Source organism: Acidovorax sp. FG27, from assembly GCF_040365715.1.
GTDB lineage: Bacteria > Pseudomonadota > Gammaproteobacteria > Burkholderiales > Burkholderiaceae_C > Paracidovorax.
In genome coordinates, this window is sequence record NZ_BAABVY010000002.1 from 148,176 (window position 1) to 173,868 (window position 25,693).

Here is a 25,693-nt window from a genome sequence, read left to right on the forward strand (position 1 = left end):
TGGGCGGCCCTTCCACTGCTTGACCCACCGGCATGCGCCTGACCGCTTTGTTTCGCCCCCTGGCCGCCGCGAGCGCGGTGGCCGCCGCCGCGCTGGCCGGTTGCGGCAGCACGCCCCCGGCCGGCCCCGGCGGCGCTGCGTCTTCCGCGCCGCCGCAGGCCGCCACCCCATCCACGAACGCATCCATCAACGCGCCCGCCGCCGTCAGGATCGGCGTCGCCCTGGGCGGCGGCGCGGCCAAGGGGTTCGCGCACATCGGCGTCATCAAGATGCTGGAGGCCAACGCCTTCGCGCCGGCCGTGGTGGCGGGCACCAGCGCCGGGAGCGTGGTCGGCGCGCTCTACGCCGCCGGCATGAATGCATTCGAGCTGCAGGAAAAGGCCGTGGCGCTGGACGAAACCAGCATCCGCGACCTGCAGCTGTCGTCCGGCGGGCTGGTGCTGGGGCAGAAGCTCGAGGACTACGTCAACGCGCAGGTGCGCAACCAGCCGCTGGACAAGCTCGCCAAGCCATTCGTGGCGGTCGCCACGCGGCTGGAAGACGGCGAGCGCACCGTGTTCGCACGCGGCAACACGGGCCAGGCGGTGCGCGCCTCCAGCAGCGTGCCGGGGGTGTTCCAGCCCGTCGCCATCGGCAAGTACCACTTCGTGGACGGCGGCATCGTCAGCCCGGTGCCGGTGGACGCGGCACGCCAGCTGGGCGCCGACATCGTGGTGGCGGTGGACATCTCCAACAAGGCGCGTGGCCAGACGCCCGCCGGCATGCTGGGCACGCTGGGCCAGTCGATCGCCATCATGGGCCATAAGCTGGGCCACGCCGAGCTTGCGCGTGCCGACGTGGTCATCCGCCCGCAGGTGCTGGACATCGGCGCGGCCGATTTCACGCAGCGCGCCAGCGCCATCCTGGAAGGCGAGAAAGCGGCCCTGGCCGCCATGCCGCAGATCCGCGAGCGCGTCGCGCAGTGGCAGGCGGCCCGCGCCGAGGCCGCCCGCATCGCACAGCACAAGGCCGCCGAAGCGCAGCGCCAGGTCTGCCTGGAGCAGCGCACGCGGCTGCAGAAGCTGGCGGGCATGGCGGGGCTGGACGGCTCCTGCCCGGCGCCCTGACTGACCCCATCGGGACGCGCCCACGCGCTCCCATGGCCAGCCCGGCCTCGGGCTGAAGCCCCGGCCCGCCGATGCGTCACCGCCCCCGCGCCTCCCTCAGGCATTCCACCAGCGCCTGCGTCACAGCCGTCTCTTCGCGCCCGCGCATCCGGATGATCCCCACCGGCGGCAACTCCACCGGCACGGGCAGCTTGAGCACTGCCACCATGCCCTGCTCGGCGCAGTGCCGGGCCACGGCGCGCGCCATGAAAGCTACGGCGCCGCGCTGCTGCACGAAGGTGATCTGCGAGAGGAACGACGCCGATTCGACGATGTCGGCCGGCGGATGCAGGCCGTGCGCGAAGAACTGCTGCTCCAGCTTCACGCGCAGCGAGGCCCAGGGCGGCGGAAGCACGCAGGGCTGGGCGGCGATGTCGGACCAGCGGGGCTGGCGCTTGCGGGCCAGGGCATGGCCGGGGCGCACCACGGCCACCATCGGGTCGTCGTAGAGGGCCTCGGTCTCCAGGTCGGGCGAGGCGTAGCCGGGCTCCAGCCGGCCGACGAAGAGGTCCAGCTCGCCCAGGCGCAACTGGGGCAGCAGGCGCGTGAGGTCGCCCTCCTCGATCAGCACCGTGACGTGGGGCGAGCGCGCCTTGAGCCGCTCCACGGCCTGCGCCAGCAGCCCCGGCGTGGCGGCGACCATGGCGCCCACGCTCACGCGCCCACGGGCGCCGCTGGCCTCGGCGGCGATCTCGTCGCGCGTGCGTTCGTAGCCCGCCAGCACCGAGCGGGCGAAGCGCACCACGCTCGCGCCCGCCGCCGTGGGCTCGGTGCCGCGTGTCGAGCGCTCGAAGAGCGGCAGGCCGAACAGGCGCTCGATCTCGGCGAGCGTCTTGGAGACGGCCGGCTGCGTGACGGAGAGGAACTCCGCCGCCCGCCCGACATGGCGGAACTGGTCGAGCGCCACCAGCATCTGCAGGTGCCGCAGCTTGAGATTGGAGCGCAGCACGCGGTCGATCTGGGCCATGGGGTTTCATTCCTTCCGGGTTATGAAGAGAGTCCATATTTTCATTGGATCGGCATGGCCTGCGCCTGAACAATGGCGGCTGTCAGCACCCGAGACCAAGAAACAGGAGACAAACCCATGCAGACCCCACGCTGCGGCCGGCGCCAGCTTGTGCTGGGCGCCCTCGGCACCGCCACGCTCGCCCTCGCCTCCGCGCCCTCGCGCCTGCTGGCGCAAGGCACCTATCCCGACCGCCCCATAACCTTCATCTGCCCCTGGCCCGCCGGCGGCACGGCCGACCAGTCGATGCGCACGCTGTGCACGGTGGCCGGCCGCGTGCTCGGCCAGCCGATCGCGGTGGAGAACCGGGCCGGCGCCTCCGGCATGATCGGCTCCAAGGCCCTGGCCGGCGCGAAGCCGGACGGCTACACCATCGGGCAGATCCCGATCTCGGTCACCCGCTTCTCGCAGCTGGGCACGCTGCAGGCCGATCCGCGCAAGGACTTCACCTACATCGCGCGCACCTCCGGCCAGACCTTCGGCATCGCGGTGCCGGCGGGCTCGCCCTTCAAGACGCTCAAGGACTTCGTCGAATACGCCAAGGCCCATCCGGGCAAGGTGACCTACGCCCACGCCGGCGTGGGCGGCGCCACGCACGTGGGCATGGAGGAATTCGCCAGCGTGGCCGGCATCCAGCTGAACCACGTGCCCTACAAGGGCGGCGCCGAGGCGCTGCAGGGCGTGCTGGGCGGCCACGTGGATGCGCTGGCGGACTCCAGCTCCTGGGCGCCGCACGTGGAGGCCGGCAAGCTGCGGCTGCTGGCCACCTGGGGCGAGCAGCGCACCGCGCGCTTCAAGGACGTGCCGACGCTGCGCGAGCTGGGTTGGGACGTGGTGGTCGATGCCCCCAACGGCATCGGCGCGCCCAAGGGGCTGGACCCGGCCGTGGCGGCGAAACTGCGCGATGCCTTCCGCCAGGCCGTGGCCAGCCCCGAGTTCAAGGCGGTGGCCGACAAGCTCGACGCGCCGCTGCTCTACCTGGACGGGCCCGACTACGAGAAGTACGTGAGCACGGTCTACGCGAAGGAGACCGTGCTAATCGACAAGCTCAAGCTGCGCGAGCTGATGAAATCCTGACCACCCCACCGATGATGAAAGCACCGCATGCCCAGCCTTGACAGTCCTCTGCTGCACCTGCACCCCCACGACAATGTGCTCGTCGCCAAGACCGGGCTGGTGCTCGGGCAGGAGATCCCCGAGCTGGGTGTGCGCGCGCGCGCGCAGGTGCCGCCGGGCCACAAGATCGCGGCGCGGCGCATCGCCCGGGGCGAGCAGGTCAAGAAGTACGACACGGTGATCGGCGTGGCGACCCGCGACCTGGAGCCCGGCGAGTACGTGCACAGCCACAACCTGGAACTGGTGGACTATTACCGCGACCCGGCCTTCGGCGCGGACGTGCGCCCGGTGACCTATGTGCCCGAGGCCGAGCGCGCGACCTTCCAGGGCTTCGTGCGGGCGGACGGCGGCGTGGGCACGCGTAACTTCGTCGGCATCCTGTCGTCGGTGAACTGCTCCGCCACGGTCATCAAGCAGATCGCCGCGCATTTCACGCCCGAGCGGCTGCGGGACTTTCCGCACGTGGACGGGGTGGTGGCGTTCGCGCAGACCAGCGGCTGCGGCATGTCGTCCCCCAGCGAGCATTTCGACGTGCTGCGCCGCACGATCGCGGGCTATGCGCGCCACCCGAACCTGGCCGGCGTGCTGATCGTGGGCCTGGGCTGCGAGCGCAACCAGGTGGATGGCCTGGTCGAGTCCCAGGGGCTGGAGCCCGGCCGGCTGATGCGCACGATGGTCATGCAGGACGTGGGGGGCACGCGCGCGACCATCGCCGCCGGCATCGCCGCGATCGAGGACATGCTGCCGGCGGCCGACGCGGCGCGCCGCAGCACGGTGCCGGCGAGCCACCTGAAGATCGGGCTCGAATGCGGCGGGTCGGACGGGTTTTCGGGGATCACCGCCAACCCGGCGCTGGGCGCGGCCATGGACGTGCTGGTGCGCCACGGCGGCACGGCCATCCTGTCGGAGACGCCGGAGATCCACGGCGTGGAGTTCATGCTCACGCGCCGCGCCATCACGCCCGAGGTGGGCCAGAAGCTGCTGGACCGCCTGGCGTGGTGGGAGCGCTATGCCGCCGGCCAGAACGCGCAGTTCAACGGCGTGGTGGGCCACGGCAACCAGGCCGGGGGACTGGCGAACATCTTCGAGAAATCGCTGGGCTCGGCCATGAAGGGCGGCACCACGCCGCTGCGCGCCGTGTACGAATATGCCGAGCGCATCGACGAGAGCGGCTTCGTCTTCATGGATTCGCCGGGCTACGACCCGGTGGCCGCCACCGGCCAGATCGCGAGCGGCGCGCAGCTGATCTGCTTCACCACCGGGCGCGGCTCGATGTTCGGCAGCAAGCCGGCGCCGACGATCAAGCTCGCCAGCAACACGCCCATGTACCGCCGGCTGGAAGAAGACATGGACATCAACTGCGGCGTGATCCTGGACGGCGAGCTGACGGTGCCCGAGATGGGCGAGCGCATCTTCGCGCAGATCCTGCGGCATGCCAGCGGCGAGGCCACCAAGAGCGAAATGCTGGGCCTGGGCGACCACGAGTTCGTGCCCTGGCATCTGGGCATCGTGAGCTGATCCGCTATAGAAACAATAGCTGTATGCGCTGGATCCACCGGCGCTGGCGGCCCATTTGACCTTGAAACCACCATGTCCCAGACCCCGACCTCGCCCCTCACCCGCCCCGAGCTCATCCGCCACGCCAACTTCATCGCCGGCCAGTGGACCCCCGGCCCCGGCGCGCTGCTGCCCGTCACCAACCCCGCGACCGGCGAGGTGATCGCCTCCGTGCCCGACTCCGGCGCGCCCGAGGCCCTGGCCGCACTTCAGGCGGCCCACGCCGCCTTCCCCGCCTGGCGCGCCCTGCCGGCCAAGCAGCGCGCCGCCATCATCAAGCGCTGGAACGACCTGGTCGTCGCCCACACCGACGACCTCGGCCGCCTCATCTCCCTGGAGCAGGGCAAGCCGCTCGCCGAAGGCAAGGGCGAAGTCGCCTACGCGGCCAGCTACATCGAATGGTTCGGCGAAGAGGCGACGCGCATGAACGGCGAAGTCATCCCCGCGCCCGTGCCGGGCCGGCGGATGTTCGCGCTGAAGGAGCCCGTGGGCGTGGTCGCCGCCATCACGCCCTGGAACTTCCCCGCCGCCATGATCGCGCGCAAGATCGCCCCGGCCCTTGCCGCCGGCTGCACGGTGGTCTGCAAGCCCGCCGAGGACACCCCGCTCACCTCCCTGGCCCTGGTGCTGCTTGCCCACGAAGCGGGCGTGCCGGCGGGCGTGCTCAACATCGTCACCGCCTCGCGCGAAAAGACCCCCGAGGTGGTCGACGTGTGGCTGGATGATGCCCGCGTGCGCAAGATCACCTTCACCGGCTCCACCCCCGTGGGCAAGCACCTGGCGCGGCGCAGCGCCGACACGCTCAAGAAGCTCTCGCTCGAGCTCGGCGGCAACGCCCCCTTCATCGTCTTCGAGGACGCCGACGTCGAGGCCGCCGTGCAAGGCTTCATGGCCGCCAAGTTCAGAAACGGCGGGCAGACCTGCGTGAGCCCCAACCGCGTCTACGTGCACGCCCAGGTGCACGATACCTTCGCCCGGCTGCTGGCCGAGAAGGTGGGTGCGCTGATCGTGGGCCCGGCCAGCGATCCCCATTCGCAGATCGGCCCCATGATCAACGAGCGGGCGGTGCAGAAGATCGAGCGCCACGTGCAGGACGCCCGCGCGCGGGGTGCGAAGGTGCTGACGGGCGGCAGGCGCCTGACGGAGCTGGGCGCCACCTACTACGCGCCCACGGTGCTGACAGGCGCGGACGCCACCATGGCCTGCGCCTGCGAGGAAACCTTCGGGCCCGTGGCACCGCTCACCGTGTTCGAGAGCGAAGAAGAAGTCATCGCCGCGGCCAACGACACGCCCTTTGGCCTGGCCGCGTACTTCTACAGCCGGGACGTGCGGCGCATCTGGCGGGTGGCCGGGCTGCTGGAGACGGGCATCGTGGGGGTGAACGAAGGGGCACTGGCAGCCGAGGCGGCGCCCTTCGGGGGAGTGAAGGAGTCCGGCTATGGGCGGGAGGGCTCCACGCATGGGCTGGAGGACTACCTGCACACCAAGTATGTGTGCCAGGGTGGGCTGGACTGACTTGCCCGGCACTGCTTTTTCTTTCCCAATGGCATTTTCAGAAAGCACGAGACACATGCCCGCACACAACCCCTTCAAGGCAGCCCTTGCCGCCCGACGCCCCCAGATCGGCCTTTGGCTCTCCATGGCCGACCCGTACCTGGCCGAAGCCGCCGCCACCACCGGCTACGACTGGCTGCTGATCGACGGCGAGCATGCGCCCAACCACCTGCGCAGCACGCTTGGCGCGCTGCAGGCGGTGGCGCCCTACCCCTCGCAGCCCGTGGTGCGCATCGCCGAAGGCAGCACCGCCCTCATCAAGCAGGTGCTGGACATCGGCGCACGCACGCTGCTCGTGCCGATGGTGGACACGCCCGAGCAGGCCCGCGCCATCGCCGCCGCCACCCAGTACCCGCCCCACGGCGTGCGCGGCGTGGGCAGCGCGGTGGGCCGGGTGTCGCAGTGGAGCGGCCGTGCCGATTACCTGGCGGTGGCCGACGACGAGGTGTGCCTGCTGGTGCAGGCCGAGACCGTGACCGCCCTGAGCCACCTGCCCGCGATCTGCGCGGTGGAGGGCGTGCACGGCGTCTTCATCGGGCCGGCGGACCTGGCCGCCTCCATGGGCCACCGGGGCAACCCCGCGCACCCGCAAGTGCAGGCCGCGATCGAGGACGCCATGCGCACCATCGTCGCGAGCGGCAAGGCCGCCGGCACGCTGACCTCGGACCCGGCGCTGGCGCGGCGCTATCTCGACTTGGGCTGCACCTTCGTGGCGGTGGGAGTAGACGTGTTGATGTTCGTGGGCGCGGCGCGGCGGCTGCGGGCACAGTTCAGCGAGGCGGCCGATGGGGTTGTCGCCGAGCCGCAACGAAGTGCAGCTTATTGAATGGCTGGCGGAAGCAGGCCACGGCAACGGTTGGAGTCAGCTCCGCTGCGCCAGCCCAGCATCCCGCACCGCTCAGCGGGCCAGTTGCGTGGCGCTCGTCTCCAGTTGGAACGAACGCTCGGACCCCGCGCTGCTGGTGACCGCAGAAGGCTGCGAACGCGCCGGCTGGCTCCAGGTCGCTACATTGCCGAACAGCGCGGCTTGCATGTCCCGGCCATTCATCTTGAAGGACACGACTGCGACAACCGCCAGGACGGCAATGGCCGCTGCAAGCCAGAACACGCGCACGTCGCCCATGCCTTCCTCGCCGTGGGCCGGGCCAGCAGTGTGGCCGGATATCACCTGCTCTAAAGAATGTCGCATGCAGTCCTCCGGGATGGGCACGGCACACACGCCATGCAGATAACACAGGAAGTTACCGAAGGGACGTTTTGCGTCATGTCGGACACATGCTTTTGGTGATGGGAGCACTTGCCGCTGCAGGAGCTGCGGGTGGATCGGCCTCCAGAACGATGGCACTTCGTCCTACGCTGCGCGCTCAGGCCTACCCAGCAAACTTTGCGGTGTCGATACCCCCTCGACACCTCCCTCCCTTGCGACTTTCGCAAGTTGACCCGCCCCCGTGGCGGGTTTCTTTTTTGGCGTGGGCCAGTCCGGTTGTGTGGCCTCTTTCGCATGGACGCAGGGTCCGGTAGCAACAGCAAATCGGGCCCGGGCTCGCACGGCGGCCCGCCTGTAAAACCTCCTGCAAGGCCGAGCTTCATGGCGTACTTTCGGGGCCACCATGGAAAAAAGGTGCAGGAATCTCGCTGCACCTTTTCTTCCTGGTATCCAACATGCGCTCAATGCGCATGTGCCCTCTCCCCGCCATAGCGGCGGGGCGAAGTGGGCTATTTGCCGTCCTTGCCGCCGTTGGCAGCACTGCCGGTCTGGGTGGAAGGCATTGTTGCCGATGCACGGTCACCGGTGCCGGAGTTCACGCGGGTCTTGTCCGAACCGGTTGCCTTGCTGCCCGACTTGGAGTGATCCATGCCGCTCTTGGAACCCGTACCGCCGTGGGTGCCGGAGCCATGCGTGCCCGCTGCGGCCCCGCCCTGTCCCGACGAAGAGGTGGTGCCGCCCATGGACGACGAGGAGCCTGCCGCGCCAGCGGTGCTGCCCGCGCCACCGCCCATGCCGCCGGAGCCCGAAGCGCTGCCGCCCATACCGGCGCCGGTGCCGCCGCCCGACTGGGCCATTGCCGGGCCGAACATCAAGGCACCGGATGCGCACAGTGCCGCGAGAAGTTGCTTGCTGACCATGAGAGAGTCTCCTTGAGTGAAAGTTGAGGACTTGAAGCTAAGGCCACGGCCGGGCTCGAACTGTGGTCCCCGTCGCCCCGAGGGTGTAGGACTTCAACTGCCGGGCGCGTGATGCGGCCTGTCGGTCAAAGAAGGCCTGCAGCCCGCCGGTCACGCGCCACCTTGGCGAGCGGGTGGCGCGACTGCGGCGGTCGATGGGCTGGCACTGCCAGCAGCCTGGCCCTGGGGCGTGCCAGTACCCGACTGGAAAGCGCCCATGGCCATGCCGATCACCACCGCTGCTGCGACGATGGCCAGGATGATCCATGCGGCCCGCCGCCGGTCTTGCCCCGGGGGTGTACGCCGGGTATGGGATGGCAGGTCGGGCCGGCCGGTTTCTCTGTCCTTGGTGGTGTCCATGGTGTGGCTCCTGAAGGTGGGATGGCGATCCCCCAACACTCCGCCCTTTGCACCCGGCGCCGGCGTCAGACAGATGGCTGGCTGCCTGCAAGCCACGGCTGTCCCCCTGCACCACCACCCACCCTACCCGATCCGACCCGACCCGATCCGACGCGAGCGGCATGGCCGTGACTGCTCAGGACCCTCGTCCGGGAGTGAGCTGGACCGTGCCCAGCGTGCCGACCGGCTCAGGCGCGAGCCAGTGCACCCAAAAGCCTCTCAACCAGGCGAGCGAATAGAGAACACACACGGTCCCCAACCCCCACTGCGCGCCCTGCCACGCCACGTAGAACCCATAGGGCTGCCCGAGCAGCCCGAGCACGCATGCCCAGCGCCGGCAAGACGCATGGCGACTTTGCGAGAGCCATACCGCGAAGGCACCCCAGCCAGCGATGGCGAAATAGTCCATCAGTTCAGGCGCACTTCGAAATACGCCTCTTCCGCTTCACCGATATGCGACAGCGCGCGATCCCGGGCGGTGGAAGCAGCGCGCTGCCATCGCAGGACCACCGCCTTTTCGACTTCCGACACCGTGTCGGCATGCTCCATGCCGCACATGACATCGAACGCCGCGGTGACTTCATACGGGCCGCCCAGCAGCCGCTCGAGCTCACGCGCATAGCGCGCCTCGGCGGCGAGCCTGGCATCGCCAGGCAGCGAGGATGGGGCGTCGCACAGGGCGACTCGGTAGGGGACGTCGGGGGATGGCTGCATAATCGATCTCCATGAAATACTGTTTAAATTTACAGTATTCCATACAGATGCCGCAAGTCATTTGTGGGTGAAGTTCTGCCCAGACCGGGCGGCCCAGCGGCCCCAAAAGAAAAAGCCTCCCAGGCCGTGGACCTGGGAGGCTTTGTACCAATGGTTAGTTGGTAGGCGCGATTGGACTCGAACCAACGACCCCCACCATGTCAAGGTGGTGCTCTAACCAGCTGAGCTACGCGCCTGTTTGTATTCGAGAATGCGATTCTAGCAGTAAAAAACAGCCCGCCAGAAAAACCCGCCGCATTCTTTTCTTTCTTGTGGCGATGCGCCGCATGTCCGTTCGCAGGGGCGCGCGGCTCATCACCGCCGCCGGGCCGAACGCACGCCCGGCACCGTGGCGACGATGGACAGCACCTTGCCCAGCCGGCCGGAATCGGCCACCTCGACGGTGAAGGTCATCCAGGCGGTGCCTTTGACGGATTGGGTCTGCACGCCGATGACGTTGGTCTTCTCGCGCGCGAAGACTTCGGAGATGTCGCGCAGCAGCCCCTGGCGGTCGGAGGCTTCCACCGATACGTCCACCGGGTACACGGCGGCCTGCGCCGCCGGTGCCGCCGATGTCTTGGGTCGGCCCCACGCCACCTCGATCACGCGCTCGCCGTTCTGGGCCGCCATCTCGCGGAAGTTGCTGCAGTCGGCGCGGTGCACGCTCACGCCCTTGCCCCGCGTGACGAAGCCGCGGATGGCGTCGGGCGGCGCCGGCTTGCAGCACTTGGCCAACTGCGTCATCAGCGAATCGATGCCGACCACCAGCACGCCGCCCTTGCCGCTGGGATCGGGTGCCCGCGCCTTCTTGATCGGCGAATAGTCGTCGGCCGGGGCGGCAGGCTCCGGCGGCCGCAGCAGGGTCTCGATGGTGCGCAGCGAGAACTCGTCCTTGCCCACCACTTCGAAGAGCGCGTCGGCCGTCTTGAAGCCCAGCTGCACGGCCAGGTCGTCCAGCTTCATGGCGGTGCGGCCCTCGCGCTGCAGCAGCTTTTCGACGGCCTCGCGGCCCCGCGCCACCGTCTCGTGCGTGGCCTGGGCGTTGAACCAGGCGCGCACCTTGGCCTTGGCGCGGTGGCTGATGAGGTAGCCCAGCTCGGCATTGAGCCAGTCCCGCGAGGGGCGCCCTTCCTTCACGGTGGTGATCTCCACCGTCTGCCCGTTCTGCAGCGGCGTGTTGAGCGGCACCATCACCCCGTCGACGCGGGCGCCCCGGCAGCGGTGACCGAGGCTGGTGTGCACCGTGTAGGCGAAGTCCACCGGCGTGGCGCCCTGCGGCAGCTCGATCACGGCGGCCTCGGGCGTCAGCACGTAGATGCGGTCTTCGAAAAGGCCGCTGTGCCGGGCGGAGCCGACGAGGTCGCGCTCCCACGCCAGCAGCTGGCGCAGCACCGCGATCTTCGCGTCGTACTCGCCGCTGGCCGACACGCCGGCATAGCCCTTGGTGCCGGCCTCCTTGTAGGCCCAGTGCGCGGCCACGCCGTGTTCGGCATGGTCGTGCATGGCCTGGGTGCGGATCTGGATCTCGATGGGCTTGCCCGTCTCGTCGCGCACCACCGTGTGCAGCGACTGGTAGCCGTTGGGCTTGGGGCGGGCGATGTAGTCGTCGAACTCCGCTTCGAGCGGGCGAAACTGCTGGTGCACCCAGGACAGCGCCGCATAGCAGTCCTTGACGGTGGGCACCACCACGCGCAGCGCCCGGATGTCGAACACCTGGTCGAAGTCGAGCGCCTTGCCGCGCATCTTCTTGACGATGCTGTAGATGTGCTTGGGCCGACCCTGCACGCTGGCGCTGATGCTGCGCGCACGCAGCTCCGACTCCACGCGGCCGCGCAGCTGCTCCATGTAGAGCTCGCGCTCGGCGCGCTTCTCGTCCAGCAGGCGGGCGATCTGCTTGTAGGTCTCGGGTTCGAGGAACCGGAACGACAGGTCTTCCAGCTCCCACTTCATCTGCCAGATGCCGAGCCGGTTGGCCAGCGGGGCGAACACCTGCAGCGCCTCGCGGGCGATGCCGGGCGACACCGGGCGCTTGCTGGCCGCGTAGTAGCGCAGCGTCTGCAGGCGCGACGCCAGGCGCAGCATCACCACGCGCAGATCGCGTGAAAAGGCGAGCAGCATCTTGCGCACGTTCTCGGTCTGCACCACCGGGTCGTCGACCAGGGTGCCCGCCAGCTGCGCGTCGCGGGCCTGCTGCTGCACGCGCATGAGCTTGGTGGTTTCCACGGCCAGCGCCGCGAAGTGCTCGCCGAAGGCCTTGCTGATCACTTCCTCGGGCTTGTTGAGGTGCGATGAGGCGTGCACCAGGTAGCTGGCAGCCTGCATCGCCTCCGAGCCGCCGATGCCTTTCAGGATGGCGGCCACGGCGTCGGCATGCTCGAGCGTGTTCTCGCCCGTCTCCAGGGTCTCGCCGGTCAGCAGCGGCTCGGCGAAGGCGCGGGCGCGGGCCAGCGCGTCCGCCTGGCCGGGCAGCGCCTGCGCGGTCGCGGCGATGAGTTGCGGCACGCCGTCGGTGCGCGGGCCGGGGTGGCCGGCGCCGGGCACGGGCTGGCCGATGGTGCTGCTCTTCATGCGTGTCCACCTTCGCCCTCGGGGCCCACCTCGATCTCCAGAAACCGCGCGACGGCCTGCACCTGGTCATCGGCCACCAGCGTGGGCGCATGGCCCACGCCGGCGAATTCGATGCACCGGGCCTGCGGGCCGCGCCGCGCCATCGCGGCGGCCGTGGCGGGCGACAGCAGGTCGGACTCGGCGCCGCGCAGCAGCAGCACCTGGGCCGCGATCTGGTCGTAGAGCTGCCAGAGCAGCGCCTCGCCCGCACGGGCGGCCTCTCCGGTCACGGCGCGGAACGGCAGCGCGATGGCCGGGTCGTAATGCAGCGTGAAACCGCCCTGCTCGTGCGGGCGCAGCATGGCCCGCGAGAGGGCCAGCCACTGCGCGGGCGTGTGCGGACCGAAACTGCGCGAGATGGCCCACAGCGCGTCCGCCGCCTGCTGCTCCGAGTCGAACCTCACCGGCCGCCCCAAGTAAGTGCCGATGCGCTGCAGCGCCTGCCACTCGATGACCGGGCCCACGTCGTTGAGCACCAGCCGCCGCACCGGCACGGGCAGCGGCAGCCCGGGCTGCCCGCACACCGCCATGCCGATCAGCCCGCCCATGCTGGTGCCCACCCAGTCCAGCGTCGCGATGGGCGCCCGCGCATGCACCTGCGCCAGCAGCGCCAGCATGTCGCCGGCATACACGGGCACCTGGTAGCCCGCGGGGTCGGCCAGCCAGTCGCTTTGGCCACGGCCCGCCACGTCCGGGCAGATAACGCGGGCGTGCCGGCTCAGGCGCCGCGCCAGCACGTCGAAGTCGCGCCCCTGGCGCGACAGGCCGTGCACGCAGAGCACCACATGGGGGTGCGCCGCGTCGCCGGTGCCGTTCCACTCCCAATACGCCATGCGGTGCCCTTCGCCAGGGGTGATGGGTACGCCCGCCGCAGCAGCGGCGGACACGCCCGGGCAGTGGACATGGTTCAGCGTGGGTTCGGTCATGGCAAGAAACTGCGCGAAAAAGGAGGGCGCCACCGGCGCTTGATATGCTGGCGGCCATCCTAATTCATTGGAAAGCGACTCTCATGCTGAACGGCAAGACCGCCCTCGTCACGGGCTCCACCAGTGGCATTGGACTGGGCATCGCCAAGGCGCTGGCGCGCCAAGGGGCCAACGTGGTCATCAACGGTTTCGGCGACGTCGACGGGCCGCGCGCCGAGGTGCTGGCCGCCGGCGAGGCGGCCGGTGCCCGCGTGGCCTACCACGGCGCCGACATGAGCCGGGCCGCCGACATCGAGGACATGATGAAGTACAGCGCCAGCCAGTTCGGGCGCGTGGACATCGTGGTCAACAACGCCGGCATCCAGCACGTGGCGAGCGTGCAGGACTTCCCCGCCGAGAAGTGGGACGCCATCATCGCCATCAACCTCACCAGCGCCTTCCACACCACGCGGCTGGCGCTGCCCGCCATGCGCGCGGCCAACTGGGGCCGCATCATCAACATCGCCTCGGTGCATGGCCTGGTCGGCTCGGCGCAGAAGTCGGCCTACGTGGCGGCCAAGCACGGCCTCGTCGGGCTGACCAAGGTCACGGCGCTGGAGAACGCCACCTCCGGCGTCACCTGCAACGCCATCTGCCCCGGCTGGGTGCTGACGCCGCTGGTGCAAAAGCAGGTCGATGCCAAGGCGGCGGAGCACGGCATTTCCAACGAGGAAGCCAAGAAGATGCTGCTCGGCGAGAAGGAGCCCTCGATGCAGTTCACCACGCCCGAGGAGCTGGGCGAGCTGGCGGTGTTCTTCTGCACCCCCGCCGCCGCCAACGTGCGCGGCGTGGCCTGGGCCATGGATGGGGCCTGGTCGGCGCAGTAGGCCGCTGTCGAGCCGGCAACGGCCAATAGCTACACTTTTCATAGCACCCGGCGCTTATAAATCAAGCGCCAGGGGCCAAAAACCCTTGCAAAATCTGCCCCATGCCGACCTGGCCGGGGCAGGAGCGGTGACCGTGGTGTGGTGTCGCCGGCTCAGCGCAACTGCACCGAGCCCGACACGTTGACGACGACCTGCGCCTTGCCGGCCTCGGCCGGGATGCCGCTGTCCTCAGCACCCATCAGCGTGACCGACGCCGCCTTGGCCATCATCGGCATGCGCGGGCCCGGAATCATCTCGTTGTTGTTCACCGCCACCTCGCGCAGCGTGTAGCCGCTGAAGCCGAAGCCGCGCGCCAGTTCAGTGGCCCGGGTCTTGAACGCCTCGATGGCGCGGGTCTGCGCCTCGCCCTCCACCTTGGCGCGGGCCTCGCGCGACAGATCGAAGCCGACCTGCGAGATCGAGAGCGTCTGGATGCGTGCGGCGGTGGACGTGATGCGCGGAAAATCGCGCCCCTGCAGCACCAGTTCCGCCCGGCCCTGCCAGCCGTTGACCTTGCCGTCCTTGCCATAGCGCGGGTAGAGGCCGAAGGTGCCCGTGCGCACGTCTAGCTGCTGGGGCTTTGCGTCCCGCTTGGCTTCTGTCAAGGCGGTGTCGATGGCCTGGCGCAACTGTGTCTGCACCGCGTTCGCATCCGCGCCCTCCTTGGTGGTGCCCAGTGTCATTACCAGCACGTCCTGCTGCACCTCCACCGAGCCGGTCGCCGACAGCTGCAGCACGTTCTCGGGCACCGGGTTGATTCCTTGGGCAAAAGCGGTCCCAGCGCAGGCCAACAGGGCGCCTGCCGCTATGAATTTGCGAGTGTTTTTCAGTTTCATCGAACGCTTTCCATTCAGGTTGGCGGCTCCATGCGAGCCAGGTGGCGCCACCATAAGCGGGTTTGGCCGAACGGTTTGTCAACGCATTCCGATGCCGGTGCATGGCGGGGCAAGACTTGTAACAGTTGGTCATGGTGTGGCCAAAAACGTGAACTTTGGTCTCCAACATGGTCAGAATTGGCTCTGTTACAAATAGGACCTGGGAAAGAAATGGCCACAACAACCAACCGTACCGACAAAGTTCTCGTGGTGGACGACGACGCGCGCATTCGCGATCTGCTGCGCCGCTACCTGACCCAGGAGGGCTTCGAGGTCATGGTGGCCGAAGACGGCAAGGCGCTGAACCGCATTCTGCTGCGCGAAACCGTCGATCTCATCGTGCTCGACCTGATGATGCCGGGCGAGGACGGCCTGTCCATCTGCCGCCGCCTGCGCGCCGCGAACGACCGCACGCCCATCATCATGCTGACGGCCAAGGGCGAGGACGTGGACCGCATCGTCGGCCTGGAAGTGGGCGCGGACGACTACCTGGGCAAGCCCTTCAACCCCCGCGAGCTGCTGGCCCGCATCCACGCGGTGCTGCGCCGCCGCCCCCCGCAGGAAGCGCCCGGCGCCCCCTCGGGCGAGAACGAGGTCGTCACCTTCGGCCCCTTCACGTTCGACCTGGGCACCCGCGCACTGCAGCGCAACGGCGAAGAATTGCCGCTCACCACCGGCGAATTTGCCATGCTCAAGGCGCTGGTGCGCCACCCGCGCCAGCCGCTGTCGCGCGAGAAGCTGGCGCTGCTGGCCCGCGGCCGTGAGTTCGAGCCCTTCGACCGCAGCCTGGACGTGCAGGTCTCCCGCCTGCGCAAGCTGGTGGAAGTGGACGCCGCCGCGCCGCGCTACATCCAGACCGTCTGGGGCGTGGGTTACGTCTTCGTGCCGGACGGCGCCAACTAGCCTGACCGGGTGCCGGCCGCACGGCCCTCTCCGCTGGCGGCGCCGGCGGCGGTCGCGGCGCCCGCCCTCTCCCACCCCACCGCATGAGCGCTTCCTACGACGCATCCTCGGATGCCACCAGCCCGGCCCCGCTCGACACGCCGCCCACGCCCCGCGTGTCGCGTGGCCGTGTCGGGCTGAACCTTTTCTGGCGCACGTTCTTTTTGCTCGCCCTGCTGCTGGTGGGCAGCATCCTGGCGTGGCTGCAGACGCTGCGTGCGCTCGAATTCGAGCCACGCACCCTGCAGACGGCCCAGCAGATCGCCTCGCTCGTCAACCTGAGCCGGGCCGCGCTGGTGCATGCCGACGCCATCGCCCGCGTATCGCTCATCAAGACCATGGCCGACCAGGAAGGCGTGCGCATCCTGCCGCGCGAACCGGGCGACCATTTCGAACTGCTCGACCCGACCGCGCTGGGCGCGCGACTGACCGAGGAGCTGACGCTGCGCCTGGGGCCCGGCACCATCGTCGCCAACAACGTGAACGGCGAGGCAGGCCTCTGGGTGGGCTTCACCATCAACGGCGACCCGAACTGGCTGCTGATGGACCGCTCGCGCCTGAGCGCGGCCGGCGGCAAGACCTGGCTGATCTGGCTCATCACGGCCGGCGCGCTGTCGCTGGCCGGTGCCGCCGCCATCGCACGCCTCATCAACCGGCCGCTCAAGCAGCTGTCGTACGCCGCCAACCGCGTGCGCGACGGCGACTTCGCCGCCAGCCAGCTGGACGAAGAGGTCGTGACCAGCGAGATCCGCGAGGTGAACATCGGCTTCAACCGCATGGCGCAGAAGCTCGCCAAGCTGGAGCAGGACCGCGCCGTCATGCTGGCCGGCATTTCGCACGACCTGCGCACCCCGCTCGCCCGCCTGCGGCTGGAGACGGAAATGAGCGTGACCGACGACGTCGCCCGCGAGCACATGGTGGCCGACATCGTGCAGCTCGACGCCACCATCGACAAATTCCTCGACTATGCCCGGCCCGAGCACGTCACCCTCGTGCCGGTGAACCTGCACGGCGTCGTGTCGTCCTGCGTGTACGCGGTGCAGAACCACCGCGAACTGCAGATCACCATGAACGTGCCGGAAGACCTCAACGTGATGGCCGACGAGGTGGAGCTGGCGCGCGTCATCTCCAACCTGCTGGAGAACGCCCGGCGCTACGGCAAGTCGGCCGACACGGGCACCACCACCGTGGACATCGCCGCCAAGGGCCGCGAGAAGTGGGTGCTGGTCAAGATGCGCGACCATGGCAGCGGCGTGCCGCCGGAGCAGCTGGCCAGCCTGACCAAGCCGTTCTTTCGCGGCGACACCGCCCGCACGGCAGCCGCGGGCGCGGGGCTGGGCCTGTCCATCGTGGACAAGACCGTGCAGCGCATGGGCGGCATCTTCGCGCTCGCCAATTCGTCCTCGGGCGGGCTGGTGGCGCACATCCAGCTGCAGCGGGCCGAGCTGCCCGCCGGCAAGGACCCCAAGCAGCGCCTGCAGCGCCCGCAGATCAAGCGGCACCTGCCGCCGCGCGAGACCGACGTCGGCCCGCTGACCTGACCTCGCCGCGCGTGCCCGAGCGGCGCAGGTTCAGGCCTGGCGCACCAGCAGCGTCGCTGCCCGCGCCTCGATGGCCAGGCCCTGCCCCACGGGCCCGAGCCGCTCGGCCGTCTTGGCCTTGATGTTGACCTGATCGTCCCGCAGCCCCAGCGCCGCGCAGATGCACGCGCGCATGCCCGGAATGTGCGCGGCGAGCCGGGGCGCCTGGGCGATCACGGTGCTATCGATGTTGCCGATCTCCCAGCCCCGCTCGCGCACGCGGCGTGCGGCCTCCACCAGCAGCGTCACCGAATCGGCGCCCTTGAATTCCGGGTCGGTGTCGGGAAAGTGGCTGCCGATGTCGCCCAGCGCCGCCGCGCCCAGCAGCGCGTCGGTGATGGCGTGCAACAGCACGTCGGCATCCGAATGCCCGAGCAGGCCCAGGGTGTGCGGTATCTCCACGCCGCCGATGATGAGCTTGCGCCCGGGCACCAGCGCGTGGACGTCCCAGCCTTCGCCAATTCGCAGATCCATGTGTGTCCTCTTCGATGGGTTCGGGCCCGGCCGGCGGCCAGCACTCGGCAGCGGCCCGTTCAGAAAATGGTGCGCGCCGGCACCGCCGACGCCTCGCCGCGCTGGCCGCCGAAGCGCTCCAGCGTGGCGCCGTGCATGCGCTGGGCCAGCACGGCGGCGGCCAGCGCGAAGTCGTCCGGATACGTCACCTTGAAATTCTGCGCCCCGCCGGGCACCAGGCGCGGGTGCAGGCCCATGGCCTCCATGGCACTGGCCTCGTCGGTGGCCTGCGCGCCGAATTGCTCGAGCGCCTGCAGCAGCGGCGCCAGGCGGAACATCTGCGGCGTCTGCGCCAGCCATTTGTCGCTGCGGTCCACCGTGCCGGCCACGCGCACGCCCCCGAGGCCGTCGGTCGCGGTCTTGAGCGTGTCGGCCAGCTTGTGCGCCAGCAGCCCCCCCACCGCGTCGCCCGCGCAGGCGTCGATCAGCGCGTCGATCTGCGCGGTGGTGACCAGGCAGCGGGCCGCATCGTGCACCAGCACCCAGTCGTCGCCCTCCGCCCCGCGTTCCTGCAGTGCCCGCAGGCTGGCGCGCACCGTGTCGGCCCGGGTGGCGCCGCCGCAGGGCAGCACGAAGAAGGTGGTCAGGCCGTGGACGTGGCTGTCGAAGAACGAGTCGCCCGGCGCCACGGCCACCAGCGTGCCCAGGAGCCGGCCCACGCCGGCGAAGGCGGCCAGGGTATGCATCACCAGCGGATGGCCGGCCACCGGCTGGTACTGCTTGGGCAATGGCACGCCGCCCGCGCCTGCAACGCCGCCGGCCACGGCGCGCGCGCCCACGCCGGCGCAGGGCAACACCGCCCAGAAACGGCCCGCGGCGCCCAGGGGCACGGTGGAGGTGAAGGCGGCTGGAGCGTCGATGGTCATTAGGCGCGGATTCTACGAGCCACCTCGGATTGCAGCGGCGGGCGCCGCCCCCATATGAAGCGCTGGCCAGCCGCGTTCCCTTCGCAGGCTGCGCCGCTGCGCCGGGCACGCGGCGATGTCCACGCCCCGGTCGTTCATAAAGACATTCCCTAGAATCTTCCGATGGCCGTCGCGCCGCCTCCGGCGCAGCTTCGCACCCCGGCGCCCACGGCCCCCAGCCCCCACCTCCGCATGGAACTGCCCAAACTCTCCCCCGGTAAACGATTCACCCTGCCCCGGCCCGTGGGCAGCGCCGACGCCCTGCTGCTGGCCCGCCTGGGCGAGCGCGAGAAGGCCGAGCGCCGCACGGTGGCGATCGTCACTGCCGACGCCACCGACGCGCAGCGCCTGATCGACGAGATGGCGTTCTTCGCGCCCGGGCTGCGCTGCGCGCTGTTCCCCGACTGGGAGACGCTGCCCTATGACACCTTCTCGCCGCACCAGGACCTCATCAGCGAGCGCCTGGCCACGCTCTGGCGCATCAGCCAGAAGGACAGGGACACCGGCGCCGACGTGGTGCTGGTGCCCGCCACCACCGCCCTCTACCGGGTCGCGCCGCCATCGTTCCTGGCGGCCTACACCTTCCACTTCAAGGTCAAGCAGAAGCTGGACGAGGCGAAGTTCCGCGCCCAGCTCACCCTGGCCGGCTACAGCCACGTATCGCAGGTGGTGAGCCCCGGCGAATACGCCGTGCGCGGCGGCCTGATCGACCTCTTCCCCATGGGCTCGCCCGTGCCCTACCGGGTGGACCTGTTCGACGACGAGATCGACTCCATCCGCACCTTCGACCCCGACACGCAGCGCAGCCTCTACCCCGTGCCCGAGGTGCGCCTGCTCCCGGGGCGCGAATTCCCCATGGACGACGCGGCCCGGGCCAAGTTCCGCAGCCGCTGGCGCGAGCTGCTGGAGGGCGACCCCACCAAGAGCCGCATCTACAAGGACATGGGGCAGGCGATAGCCACCGCCGGCATCGAGTACTACCTGCCGCTCTTCTTCGAGGAAACGGCCACCGTGTTCGATTACCTCGGGGCTGACGCCACCGTGGTGCTGCACGGCGACCTGGAGCCGGCCTTCCAGCGCTTCTGGCAGGACACCCGGGAGCGCTACCGCCTGGTGCAGGGCGACCCTCATCGCCCCGCGCTGCCCCCGGAATCGCTGTTCCTCGGCATCGAGCAGTTCTACACCCGCGCCAATTCGCACGCGCAGCTGTCGCTGCGGCCGGGCGTGGACGACGTGGCGGACAACCCGCACTTCCAGAAGCTGGGCGATCTGTCGGTGGTGCGCGGTGCCGAGGACCCGCTCGCGCGCCTGCACGGCCACATCCGCAACACGCAGCACCGCGTGCTGCTGCTGGCCGAAAGCGATGGCCGGCGCGAAAGCCTGCTGGACTTCCTGCGCGCCTCGGGCGTGAACCCGCCCGCCTTCGATTCGCTGGCCGAGTTCCAGGGCCAGGGCGATGAGAAGGTCGGCATCGCCACCGCCGGGCTGGCCACGGGCTTCGCCTGGCTGGAAGAAGGCATCGACTTCGTCACCGAGACCGAACTCTTCGCCGCCGGCGTCACCACGCGCCGCCGCAAGAAGCAGGAGCAGGTGAGCGATGTCGAGGCGCTCATCAAGGATTTGTCGGAGCTGACCCTGGGCGATCCGGTGGTGCACAGCGCGCACGGCATCGGCCGCTACCGGGGCCTGATCCACATGGACGTGGGCCAGAAGAACCCGGACGGCAGCCCCGCGATGCAGGAGTTCCTGCACCTGGAATACGCCGACAAGGCCGTGCTCTACGTGCCGGTGAGCCAGCTGCAGCTCATCAGCCGCTACACGGGCGTATCGGCCGACGAGGCGCCGCTGCACAAGCTGGGCAGCGGCCAGTGGGAAAAGGCCAAGCGCAAGGCGGCCAGCCAGGTGCGCGATTCCGCCGCCGAGCTGCTCAACATCTACGCCCGCCGGGCGGCGCGCCAGGGCCATGCCTTCCGCTACAGCCCGCAGGACTACGAGCAGTTCGCCAACGACTTCGGCTTCGAGGAGACGGCCGACCAGAACGCCGCCATCCACGCCGTCATCCAGGACATGATCTCGCCCCAGCCCATGGACCGGCTGGTCTGCGGCGACGTGGGCTTCGGCAAGACCGAGGTCGCGCTGCGCGCCGCCTTCGTGGCGGTGACGGGCGGCAAGCAGGTGGCCTTCCTCGCGCCGACCACGCTGCTGGCCGAGCAGCACTACCAGACGCTGGTGGACCGCTTCTCCAAGTGGCCGGTGAAGATCGCCGAGGTCTCGCGCTTTCGCTCCGGCAAGGAGATCACCGCCGCCATCAAGGGCATCGGCGACGGCACGGTGGACATCGTGGTGGGCACGCACAAGCTGCTCAGCGAATCGACGAAGTTCCACAACCTGGGCCTGCTCATCATCGACGAGGAACACCGCTTCGGCGTGCGCCACAAGGAGCAGATGAAGGCCCTGCGCGCCGAGGTGGACGTGCTCACGCTCACCGCCACGCCCATCCCGCGCACGCTGGGCATGGCGCTGGAAGGCCTGCGCGACCTCAGCGTGATCGCCACCGCGCCGCAGCGGCGGCTGGCCATCAAGACCTTCGTGCGCAGCGAGGGCACGGGCGTGATCCGCGAGGCCGTGCTGCGCGAATTGAAGCGCGGCGGGCAGTGCTACTTCCTGCACAACGAGGTGGAAACCATCGAGAACCGCCGCCAGAAGCTGGAGGAAATCCTGCCCGAGGCCCGCATCGCCGTGGCCCACGGCCAGATGCCCGAGCGCGAGCTGGAGAAGGTGATGCGCGACTTCGTGGCGCAGCGCTACAACATCCTGCTGTGCTCGACCATCATCGAGACCGGCATCGACGTGCCCACGGCCAACACCATCATCATGAGCCGCGCCGACAAGTTCGGCCTGGCGCAGCTGCACCAGCTGCGCGGCCGCGTGGGCCGCAGTCACCACCAGGCGTATGCCTACCTCATGGTGCCGGACGTGGAGGGCCTCACCAAGCAGGCCGCCCAGCGGCTGGACGCGATCCAGCAGATGGAGGAGCTGGGCTCGGGCTTCTACCTCGCCATGCACGACCTGGAGATCCGCGGCGCGGGCGAGGTGCTGGGCGAGAACCAGAGCGGCAACATGCTGGAGGTGGGCTTCCAGCTCTACAACGAGATGCTGAACGAGGCCGTGCGTTCGCTCAAGGCGGGCAAGGAGCCCGACCTGCTCAGCCCCCTCTCGGTCACCACCGACATCAACCTGCACGCCCCGGCGCTGCTGCCCGATGACTACTGCGGCGACGTGCACCTGCGCCTGTCGTTCTACAAGAAGCTCGCCACCGCCCGGACCAGCGACCAGATCGACGCCCTGCTGGAAGAACTGGTGGACCGCTTCGGCAAGCTGCCGCCGCAGGCGCAGACGCTGATCGACGTGCATCGTCTGCGCGTGCTGTCGCAACCCTACGGCGTGGTCAAGGTGGACGCGGCGCCCGGCGTCATCACCATCACCTTCAAGCCCCAGCCGCCGGTGGACCCGATGGCCATCATCCACCTGATCCAGAAGAACAAGCACATCAAGCTGGCGGGCAACGAGAAGCTGCGCATCGAGCGCGAACTGCCCGAGCCCAAGGACCGGGCCCAGCTGGTGCGCGACGTGCTGCGCAGCCTGGGGCAGCCGCTGGCGGTGCTAGAAAAAGCATAGCACCAGGCCCAGTTGGAATGGGCGCCAGAGGCCGATTTGGCTTCACATGTTGCCTGCGGCGGGGAGCGCGGGCCACACGTATGTCCGTTTCGTCCAATACGCCGGCGCGCCGCCCTTTCACGATGGCGCTTTGCCCGCGATACTCCCGCGATACTGACACCGCCATGCGCCTGGACTACTACCCTCCCACGCCGCCCGTGCGCTCGCTGCTCACCATGCACGCGGTGGTGCACGGCGTCGATCGGGCGCGGGTGGAGGTGCTGCCCGCCATGCTGCCCAACGTCCACATCCGGCTGGCGGGCGACTGCAGCTACCAGTTCGGCGACGCACCGCCGGTGGCCGCGCCGCCCGTCGCGCTGATCGGGCCCACGCGCTCGGCCTACCGCATGGCCTTCGGGCCGGGGTTTCGCCTGCTCACCATCGGCCTGCTGCCGCAGGGCTGGCTGTCGCTGGTGCGCGTGCCGGGGCAGCAGTGCGCCGACCAGCTCTTCGCCGCCGACGACCTGTGGGGCGCCACCGCCGTGGACCGGCTGCTGGCCCAGCTGCACGACGCGCCGCTGGACGGCGGCCATGCGCGCACGGTGGAGGCCTTCCTGTGCGGCGCGCTGGCCGAGCCGGCGGCGCAGCGCATGCGGCAGCTGCAGGCCGTGGACCAGTGGCTCGAAGCCTCGGCCAGCCTGTCGCTGGACGAGCTGGCGGGCCGGCTGAACGTGGGCGGCCGCCACCTGCGCCGGCTCACCGAGGAAAGCCACGGCATGTCGCCCAAGGCCCTGGCCATGAAATACCGCGCGTTGCGGCTGGCCGCCGCCTTGAGCCGGCAACCCGAGCCCCCGGCGCCCGGGCACGGCCTGGAGCAGGCCCTGCTGCTCTACACCGACCAGTCGCACGCCATCCGCGACTTCCAGCGCTTCGTCGGGTGGACGCCGGCCACCTTCGGCAACGCGCCTGGCGGCACGGCGCGGGCCACCCTGGCGGGCCGGCTGCGCGCCGGAGCGTGCCGGCCGCTGGCGCTGCTGAGCTAAGCCTTCGGTGCCAGGGCCGCCACGGCCACGGCGGCATGTCCGGTCCATCCAATACCGCCGGCCGCCCGGTTTCCATAATGCCTGGCATTGGAGGAACCATGCACCGACCCGACCAGAATCCACTCCCCCAGCGCCGCGCCCAGGGGCTTCGCGCGCTGCGGCGCGCCGCCACCGCCACCTGCGCGGCCCTGGCGCTCGGCCATGGCGGCGCCTCGCTGGCGGCGCCCTATCTCATCACCTACACCGGCACGGTGACGACTTCTGACATTCCCGGAGTCGAATCGGACACCGCCTACCTGGTCGCGGTGGCGATGGACAACGGCGGCAACTCCGCCGTCAACCAGACGTGGAATGCCAGCCACCTGCGCTGCGTCGTCTGGTACTTCGGCGCCAACGGGGACCGCGTGTTCGTGCAGAACCTGACGACCGCACCGCCCACCGACGTGGCAGGCGCGGCCACCACCAACGGCGCCGGCGTGCTGACAGGCATGTTCTCGCAGATCACGGCCGCCCCGGTGAGCGGCCCCACGGGCTCCTACAGCGTGACCAACCTGCAGCCGCCCACCAGCGTGCTGTGGTGGATCAACGGGCTCAGCCCCATCTTTCGCTACAACGGCCAGGAGATCAGCGCCCTGGCGGACGAGGTGCCCGTCGCGCCCAGCGCCTGGCAGGCACCCACGCCCCTGGGCGCGCTGGATACCGGCGCCTGCGCGCAGCCCGCGGCCGCGCCGGTCGCCACGCCGGTCCCGGGGCTCGGGGTTCCGGCGCTGGCCCTGCTGGGCGGGGGGCTGGCCGCGTCGGCGGCCTGGGTCTCGCGCCGCAGGCAGCGGCCGAAGCAGGGTTGATCCAGTAGCGCTTCGGGGTCAAAGTGCCCCGTGGCGCTTGATCCACGGGCGGGTAGCGCTATTCAATCGATAGCAAACCGAAGAATTGGGTGCGGGACTTGCTTGGTGCCAAGGGTTCAGCCATCCCCCGCATCTTCAAGGAACCGCCATGTCCGCCACGCGCACCTTCCGCGCCCTCACCGTCGCCCGCGCATCGACCTGCGCCCTGGGCGCTCTTGCCGCGCTGCTCGCCAGCAGCGCCGCGCAGGCCCAGGCGCAGCCCGCCTATCCCGACCGGCCGGTCAAGGTGATCGTCGCGCTGCCAGCCGGCGGCAGCGCCGACATGATCGCGCGCACCGTCTCCACCCGAATGGCGGCCGAACTCGGCCAGCCCTTCGTGGTGGACAACAAGGCCGGGGCGTCCGGGCAGATCGGCACGCCGCTGGTGGCCCGGGCCGCGCCCGACGGCTACACGCTGATGGTGTCGCCGGCCTCGTTCCTTACCACCAACAAGAGCATCTTCAAGACTCTGCCCTACGACCCGCAGGCGGACTTCGTTCCGATCACCCGGCTGGTCAACCAGCCCATGGTGCTGGTGGTGAAGGACGGCAAGCGCTTCCCCGACGTGGCCGCCGTGCTGGCCGCCGCCAGGGCCGCGCCGGGGCAGCTGACCTACGCGTCGTCCGGCGACGGCAGCCCCCAGCACCTGGCGGCGCTGATGTTCGGCACCCGCACCCGCGCCGATCTGCTGCACGTGCCCTACAAGGGCGGCGCTCCCGCCGTCAACGACACCCTGGCCGGCACCGTGGACATGATGTTCGCCGTGCTGCCCGAGGCGCTGCCCCACATCCAGGCGGGCAAGCTGCAGGCGCTGGCGCTGATGAGCCCCGAGCGCTCGCCCGTGCTGCCGCAGGTGCCCACCATGGCCGAGAGCGGTGTGCAGCAGGTGGAGCTGTCGGCCTGGGTGGGCCTGTTCGCGCCCGCGAAGACGCCGCAGCCCGTCATCGACCGCCTGCAGCGCGCCGCCCATGCGGCGCTGGCGGGCGACACGGTCGCCAGGCTGCAGGCCAGCGGCATGGAGCCCGCCCCCGGCACCGGCCAGCAACTAAAGGACAGCATCGCGAGCGAGATCAAGCTGCACGCCGAGCTGGTGAAGGCGGCCGGCCTGGTGCCGCAATAGTTCGCACCGGGCGGCGGGGATAATCGGCGCGGTCCCATCC

Annotated in this window: 22 protein-coding genes and 1 tRNA gene; 12 read left to right on the forward strand and 11 right to left on the reverse strand. The window is 69.8% G+C overall.

Features of this window, described 5'->3' with window-relative positions; all coding sequences use genetic code 11:
- Positions 1–32: 32 nt before the first annotated feature.
- Positions 33–1,106: a patatin-like phospholipase family protein gene (locus ABWV53_RS01215; protein WP_353362093.1), complete on the forward strand. Its 1,074-nt coding sequence runs from the start codon at positions 33–35 to the stop codon at positions 1,104–1,106.
- A 76-nt stretch (positions 1,107–1,182) separates the two neighbouring features.
- Here the strand turns inward: ABWV53_RS01215 and ABWV53_RS01220 are convergent, their stop codons facing one another.
- Complete coding sequence (locus tag ABWV53_RS01220; RefSeq protein WP_353362096.1) at positions 1,183–2,112, reverse strand: LysR substrate-binding domain-containing protein; 930 nt, start codon at positions 2,110–2,112, stop codon at positions 1,183–1,185.
- A 117-nt stretch (positions 2,113–2,229) separates the two neighbouring features.
- Here ABWV53_RS01220 and ABWV53_RS01225 point away from each other — a divergent pair, with 117 nt between their 5' ends.
- From ABWV53_RS01225 to ABWV53_RS01240, 4 genes are all read left to right on the forward strand, one after another.
- A complete protein-coding gene (locus tag ABWV53_RS01225) occupies positions 2,230–3,228 on the forward strand; it encodes a Bug family tripartite tricarboxylate transporter substrate binding protein (protein WP_353362098.1) in 999 nt (332 codons plus the stop codon).
- Between the two features lie 27 nt (positions 3,229–3,255).
- Positions 3,256–4,785, forward strand: coding sequence for a UxaA family hydrolase (locus ABWV53_RS01230; protein ID WP_353362100.1), 1,530 nt, complete (start codon positions 3,256–3,258; stop codon positions 4,783–4,785).
- 72 nt (positions 4,786–4,857) lie between these two features.
- The gene (locus tag ABWV53_RS01235; protein WP_353362102.1) at positions 4,858–6,339 is read left to right on the forward strand and encodes an NAD-dependent succinate-semialdehyde dehydrogenase; all 1,482 of its coding nucleotides are present in this window, start codon (positions 4,858–4,860) and stop codon (positions 6,337–6,339) included.
- Positions 6,340–6,394: 55 nt separating this feature from the next.
- Positions 6,395–7,204: an aldolase/citrate lyase family protein gene (locus tag ABWV53_RS01240; protein WP_353362104.1), complete on the forward strand. Its 810-nt coding sequence runs from the start codon at positions 6,395–6,397 to the stop codon at positions 7,202–7,204.
- 72 nt (positions 7,205–7,276) lie between these two features.
- On the opposite strand, the gene ABWV53_RS01245 is transcribed toward ABWV53_RS01240, so the two are convergent.
- The 7 genes from ABWV53_RS01245 to ABWV53_RS01275 all read right to left on the reverse strand — a co-directional run bounded on the left by ABWV53_RS01245 (position 7,277) and on the right by ABWV53_RS01275 (position 13,229).
- A complete protein-coding gene (locus ABWV53_RS01245; protein WP_353362106.1) occupies positions 7,277–7,567 on the reverse strand; it encodes a hypothetical protein in 291 nt (96 codons plus the stop codon).
- A gap of 527 nt (positions 7,568–8,094) precedes the next feature.
- Positions 8,095–8,505, reverse strand: coding sequence for a hypothetical protein (locus ABWV53_RS01250; protein ID WP_353362108.1), 411 nt, complete (start codon positions 8,503–8,505; stop codon positions 8,095–8,097).
- A gap of 150 nt (positions 8,506–8,655) precedes the next feature.
- Positions 8,656–8,904: a flagellar basal body-associated FliL family protein gene (locus tag ABWV53_RS01255; protein ID WP_353362110.1), complete on the reverse strand. Its 249-nt coding sequence runs from the start codon at positions 8,902–8,904 to the stop codon at positions 8,656–8,658.
- 447 nt (positions 8,905–9,351) lie between these two features.
- Entirely contained in the window at positions 9,352–9,657 is a 306-nt protein-coding gene (locus ABWV53_RS01260; protein ID WP_353362112.1) for a hypothetical protein, read from the reverse strand.
- Between the two features lie 159 nt (positions 9,658–9,816).
- A tRNA-Val gene (locus ABWV53_RS01265) sits at positions 9,817–9,893 on the reverse strand.
- Between the two features lie 118 nt (positions 9,894–10,011).
- On the reverse strand, positions 10,012–12,264 hold the full coding sequence (locus ABWV53_RS01270; RefSeq protein ID WP_353362114.1) for a RelA/SpoT family protein: 2,253 nt from the start codon (positions 12,262–12,264) through the stop codon (positions 10,012–10,014).
- Positions 12,261–13,229 (reverse strand): alpha/beta fold hydrolase, encoded by a 969-nt coding sequence (locus tag ABWV53_RS01275; RefSeq protein ID WP_353362116.1) that lies wholly within the window; start codon positions 13,227–13,229, stop codon positions 12,261–12,263. Before ABWV53_RS01275 ends, ABWV53_RS01270 begins: the two co-directional genes overlap by 4 nt.
- 83 nt (positions 13,230–13,312) lie before the next feature.
- Here ABWV53_RS01275 and ABWV53_RS01280 point away from each other — a divergent pair, with 83 nt between their 5' ends.
- The gene (locus ABWV53_RS01280; protein WP_353362118.1) at positions 13,313–14,095 is read left to right on the forward strand and encodes a 3-hydroxybutyrate dehydrogenase; all 783 of its coding nucleotides are present in this window, start codon (positions 13,313–13,315) and stop codon (positions 14,093–14,095) included.
- Positions 14,096–14,247: 152 nt separating this feature from the next.
- Here ABWV53_RS01280 and ABWV53_RS01285 read toward each other — a convergent pair whose 3' ends face one another.
- The gene (locus tag ABWV53_RS01285) at positions 14,248–14,970 is read right to left on the reverse strand and encodes an SIMPL domain-containing protein (RefSeq protein WP_353362120.1); all 723 of its coding nucleotides are present in this window, start codon (positions 14,968–14,970) and stop codon (positions 14,248–14,250) included.
- Positions 14,971–15,180: 210 nt separating this feature from the next.
- On the opposite strand from ABWV53_RS01285, the gene ompR reads away from it, so the two are divergent.
- Both ompR and ABWV53_RS01295 read left to right on the forward strand, forming a co-directional pair.
- Positions 15,181–15,912, forward strand: coding sequence for an osmolarity response regulator transcription factor OmpR (ompR, locus tag ABWV53_RS01290; RefSeq protein WP_353362122.1), 732 nt, complete (start codon positions 15,181–15,183; stop codon positions 15,910–15,912).
- A gap of 83 nt (positions 15,913–15,995) precedes the next feature.
- A complete protein-coding gene (locus ABWV53_RS01295; RefSeq protein WP_353362124.1) occupies positions 15,996–17,492 on the forward strand; it encodes a sensor histidine kinase family protein in 1,497 nt (498 codons plus the stop codon).
- A gap of 30 nt (positions 17,493–17,522) precedes the next feature.
- On the opposite strand, the gene ispF is transcribed toward ABWV53_RS01295, so the two are convergent.
- Together ispF and ABWV53_RS01305 are read right to left on the reverse strand one after the other, a co-directional pair.
- Positions 17,523–18,005: a 2-C-methyl-D-erythritol 2,4-cyclodiphosphate synthase gene (gene ispF / locus ABWV53_RS01300; RefSeq protein WP_353362126.1), complete on the reverse strand. Its 483-nt coding sequence runs from the start codon at positions 18,003–18,005 to the stop codon at positions 17,523–17,525.
- Positions 18,006–18,064: 59 nt separating this feature from the next.
- A complete protein-coding gene (locus ABWV53_RS01305; RefSeq protein ID WP_353362128.1) occupies positions 18,065–18,910 on the reverse strand; it encodes an IspD/TarI family cytidylyltransferase in 846 nt (281 codons plus the stop codon).
- 231 nt (positions 18,911–19,141) lie between these two features.
- Here ABWV53_RS01305 and mfd point away from each other — a divergent pair, with 231 nt between their 5' ends.
- The 4 genes from mfd to ABWV53_RS01325 all read left to right on the forward strand — a co-directional run bounded on the left by mfd (position 19,142) and on the right by ABWV53_RS01325 (position 25,653).
- Positions 19,142–22,627, forward strand: a complete 3,486-nt coding sequence (gene mfd / locus ABWV53_RS01310; RefSeq protein ID WP_353362130.1) for a transcription-repair coupling factor — start codon at positions 19,142–19,144, stop codon at positions 22,625–22,627.
- Positions 22,628–22,791: 164 nt separating this feature from the next.
- Entirely contained in the window at positions 22,792–23,649 is an 858-nt protein-coding gene (locus ABWV53_RS01315; RefSeq protein ID WP_353362132.1) for a helix-turn-helix domain-containing protein, read from the forward strand.
- A 98-nt stretch (positions 23,650–23,747) separates the two neighbouring features.
- Positions 23,748–24,494, forward strand: coding sequence for a hypothetical protein (locus ABWV53_RS01320; protein WP_353362134.1), 747 nt, complete (start codon positions 23,748–23,750; stop codon positions 24,492–24,494).
- Between the two features lie 148 nt (positions 24,495–24,642).
- Positions 24,643–25,653: a Bug family tripartite tricarboxylate transporter substrate binding protein gene (locus ABWV53_RS01325; RefSeq protein WP_353362136.1), complete on the forward strand. Its 1,011-nt coding sequence runs from the start codon at positions 24,643–24,645 to the stop codon at positions 25,651–25,653.
- The last annotated feature ends 40 nt before the right edge of the window (positions 25,654–25,693 follow it).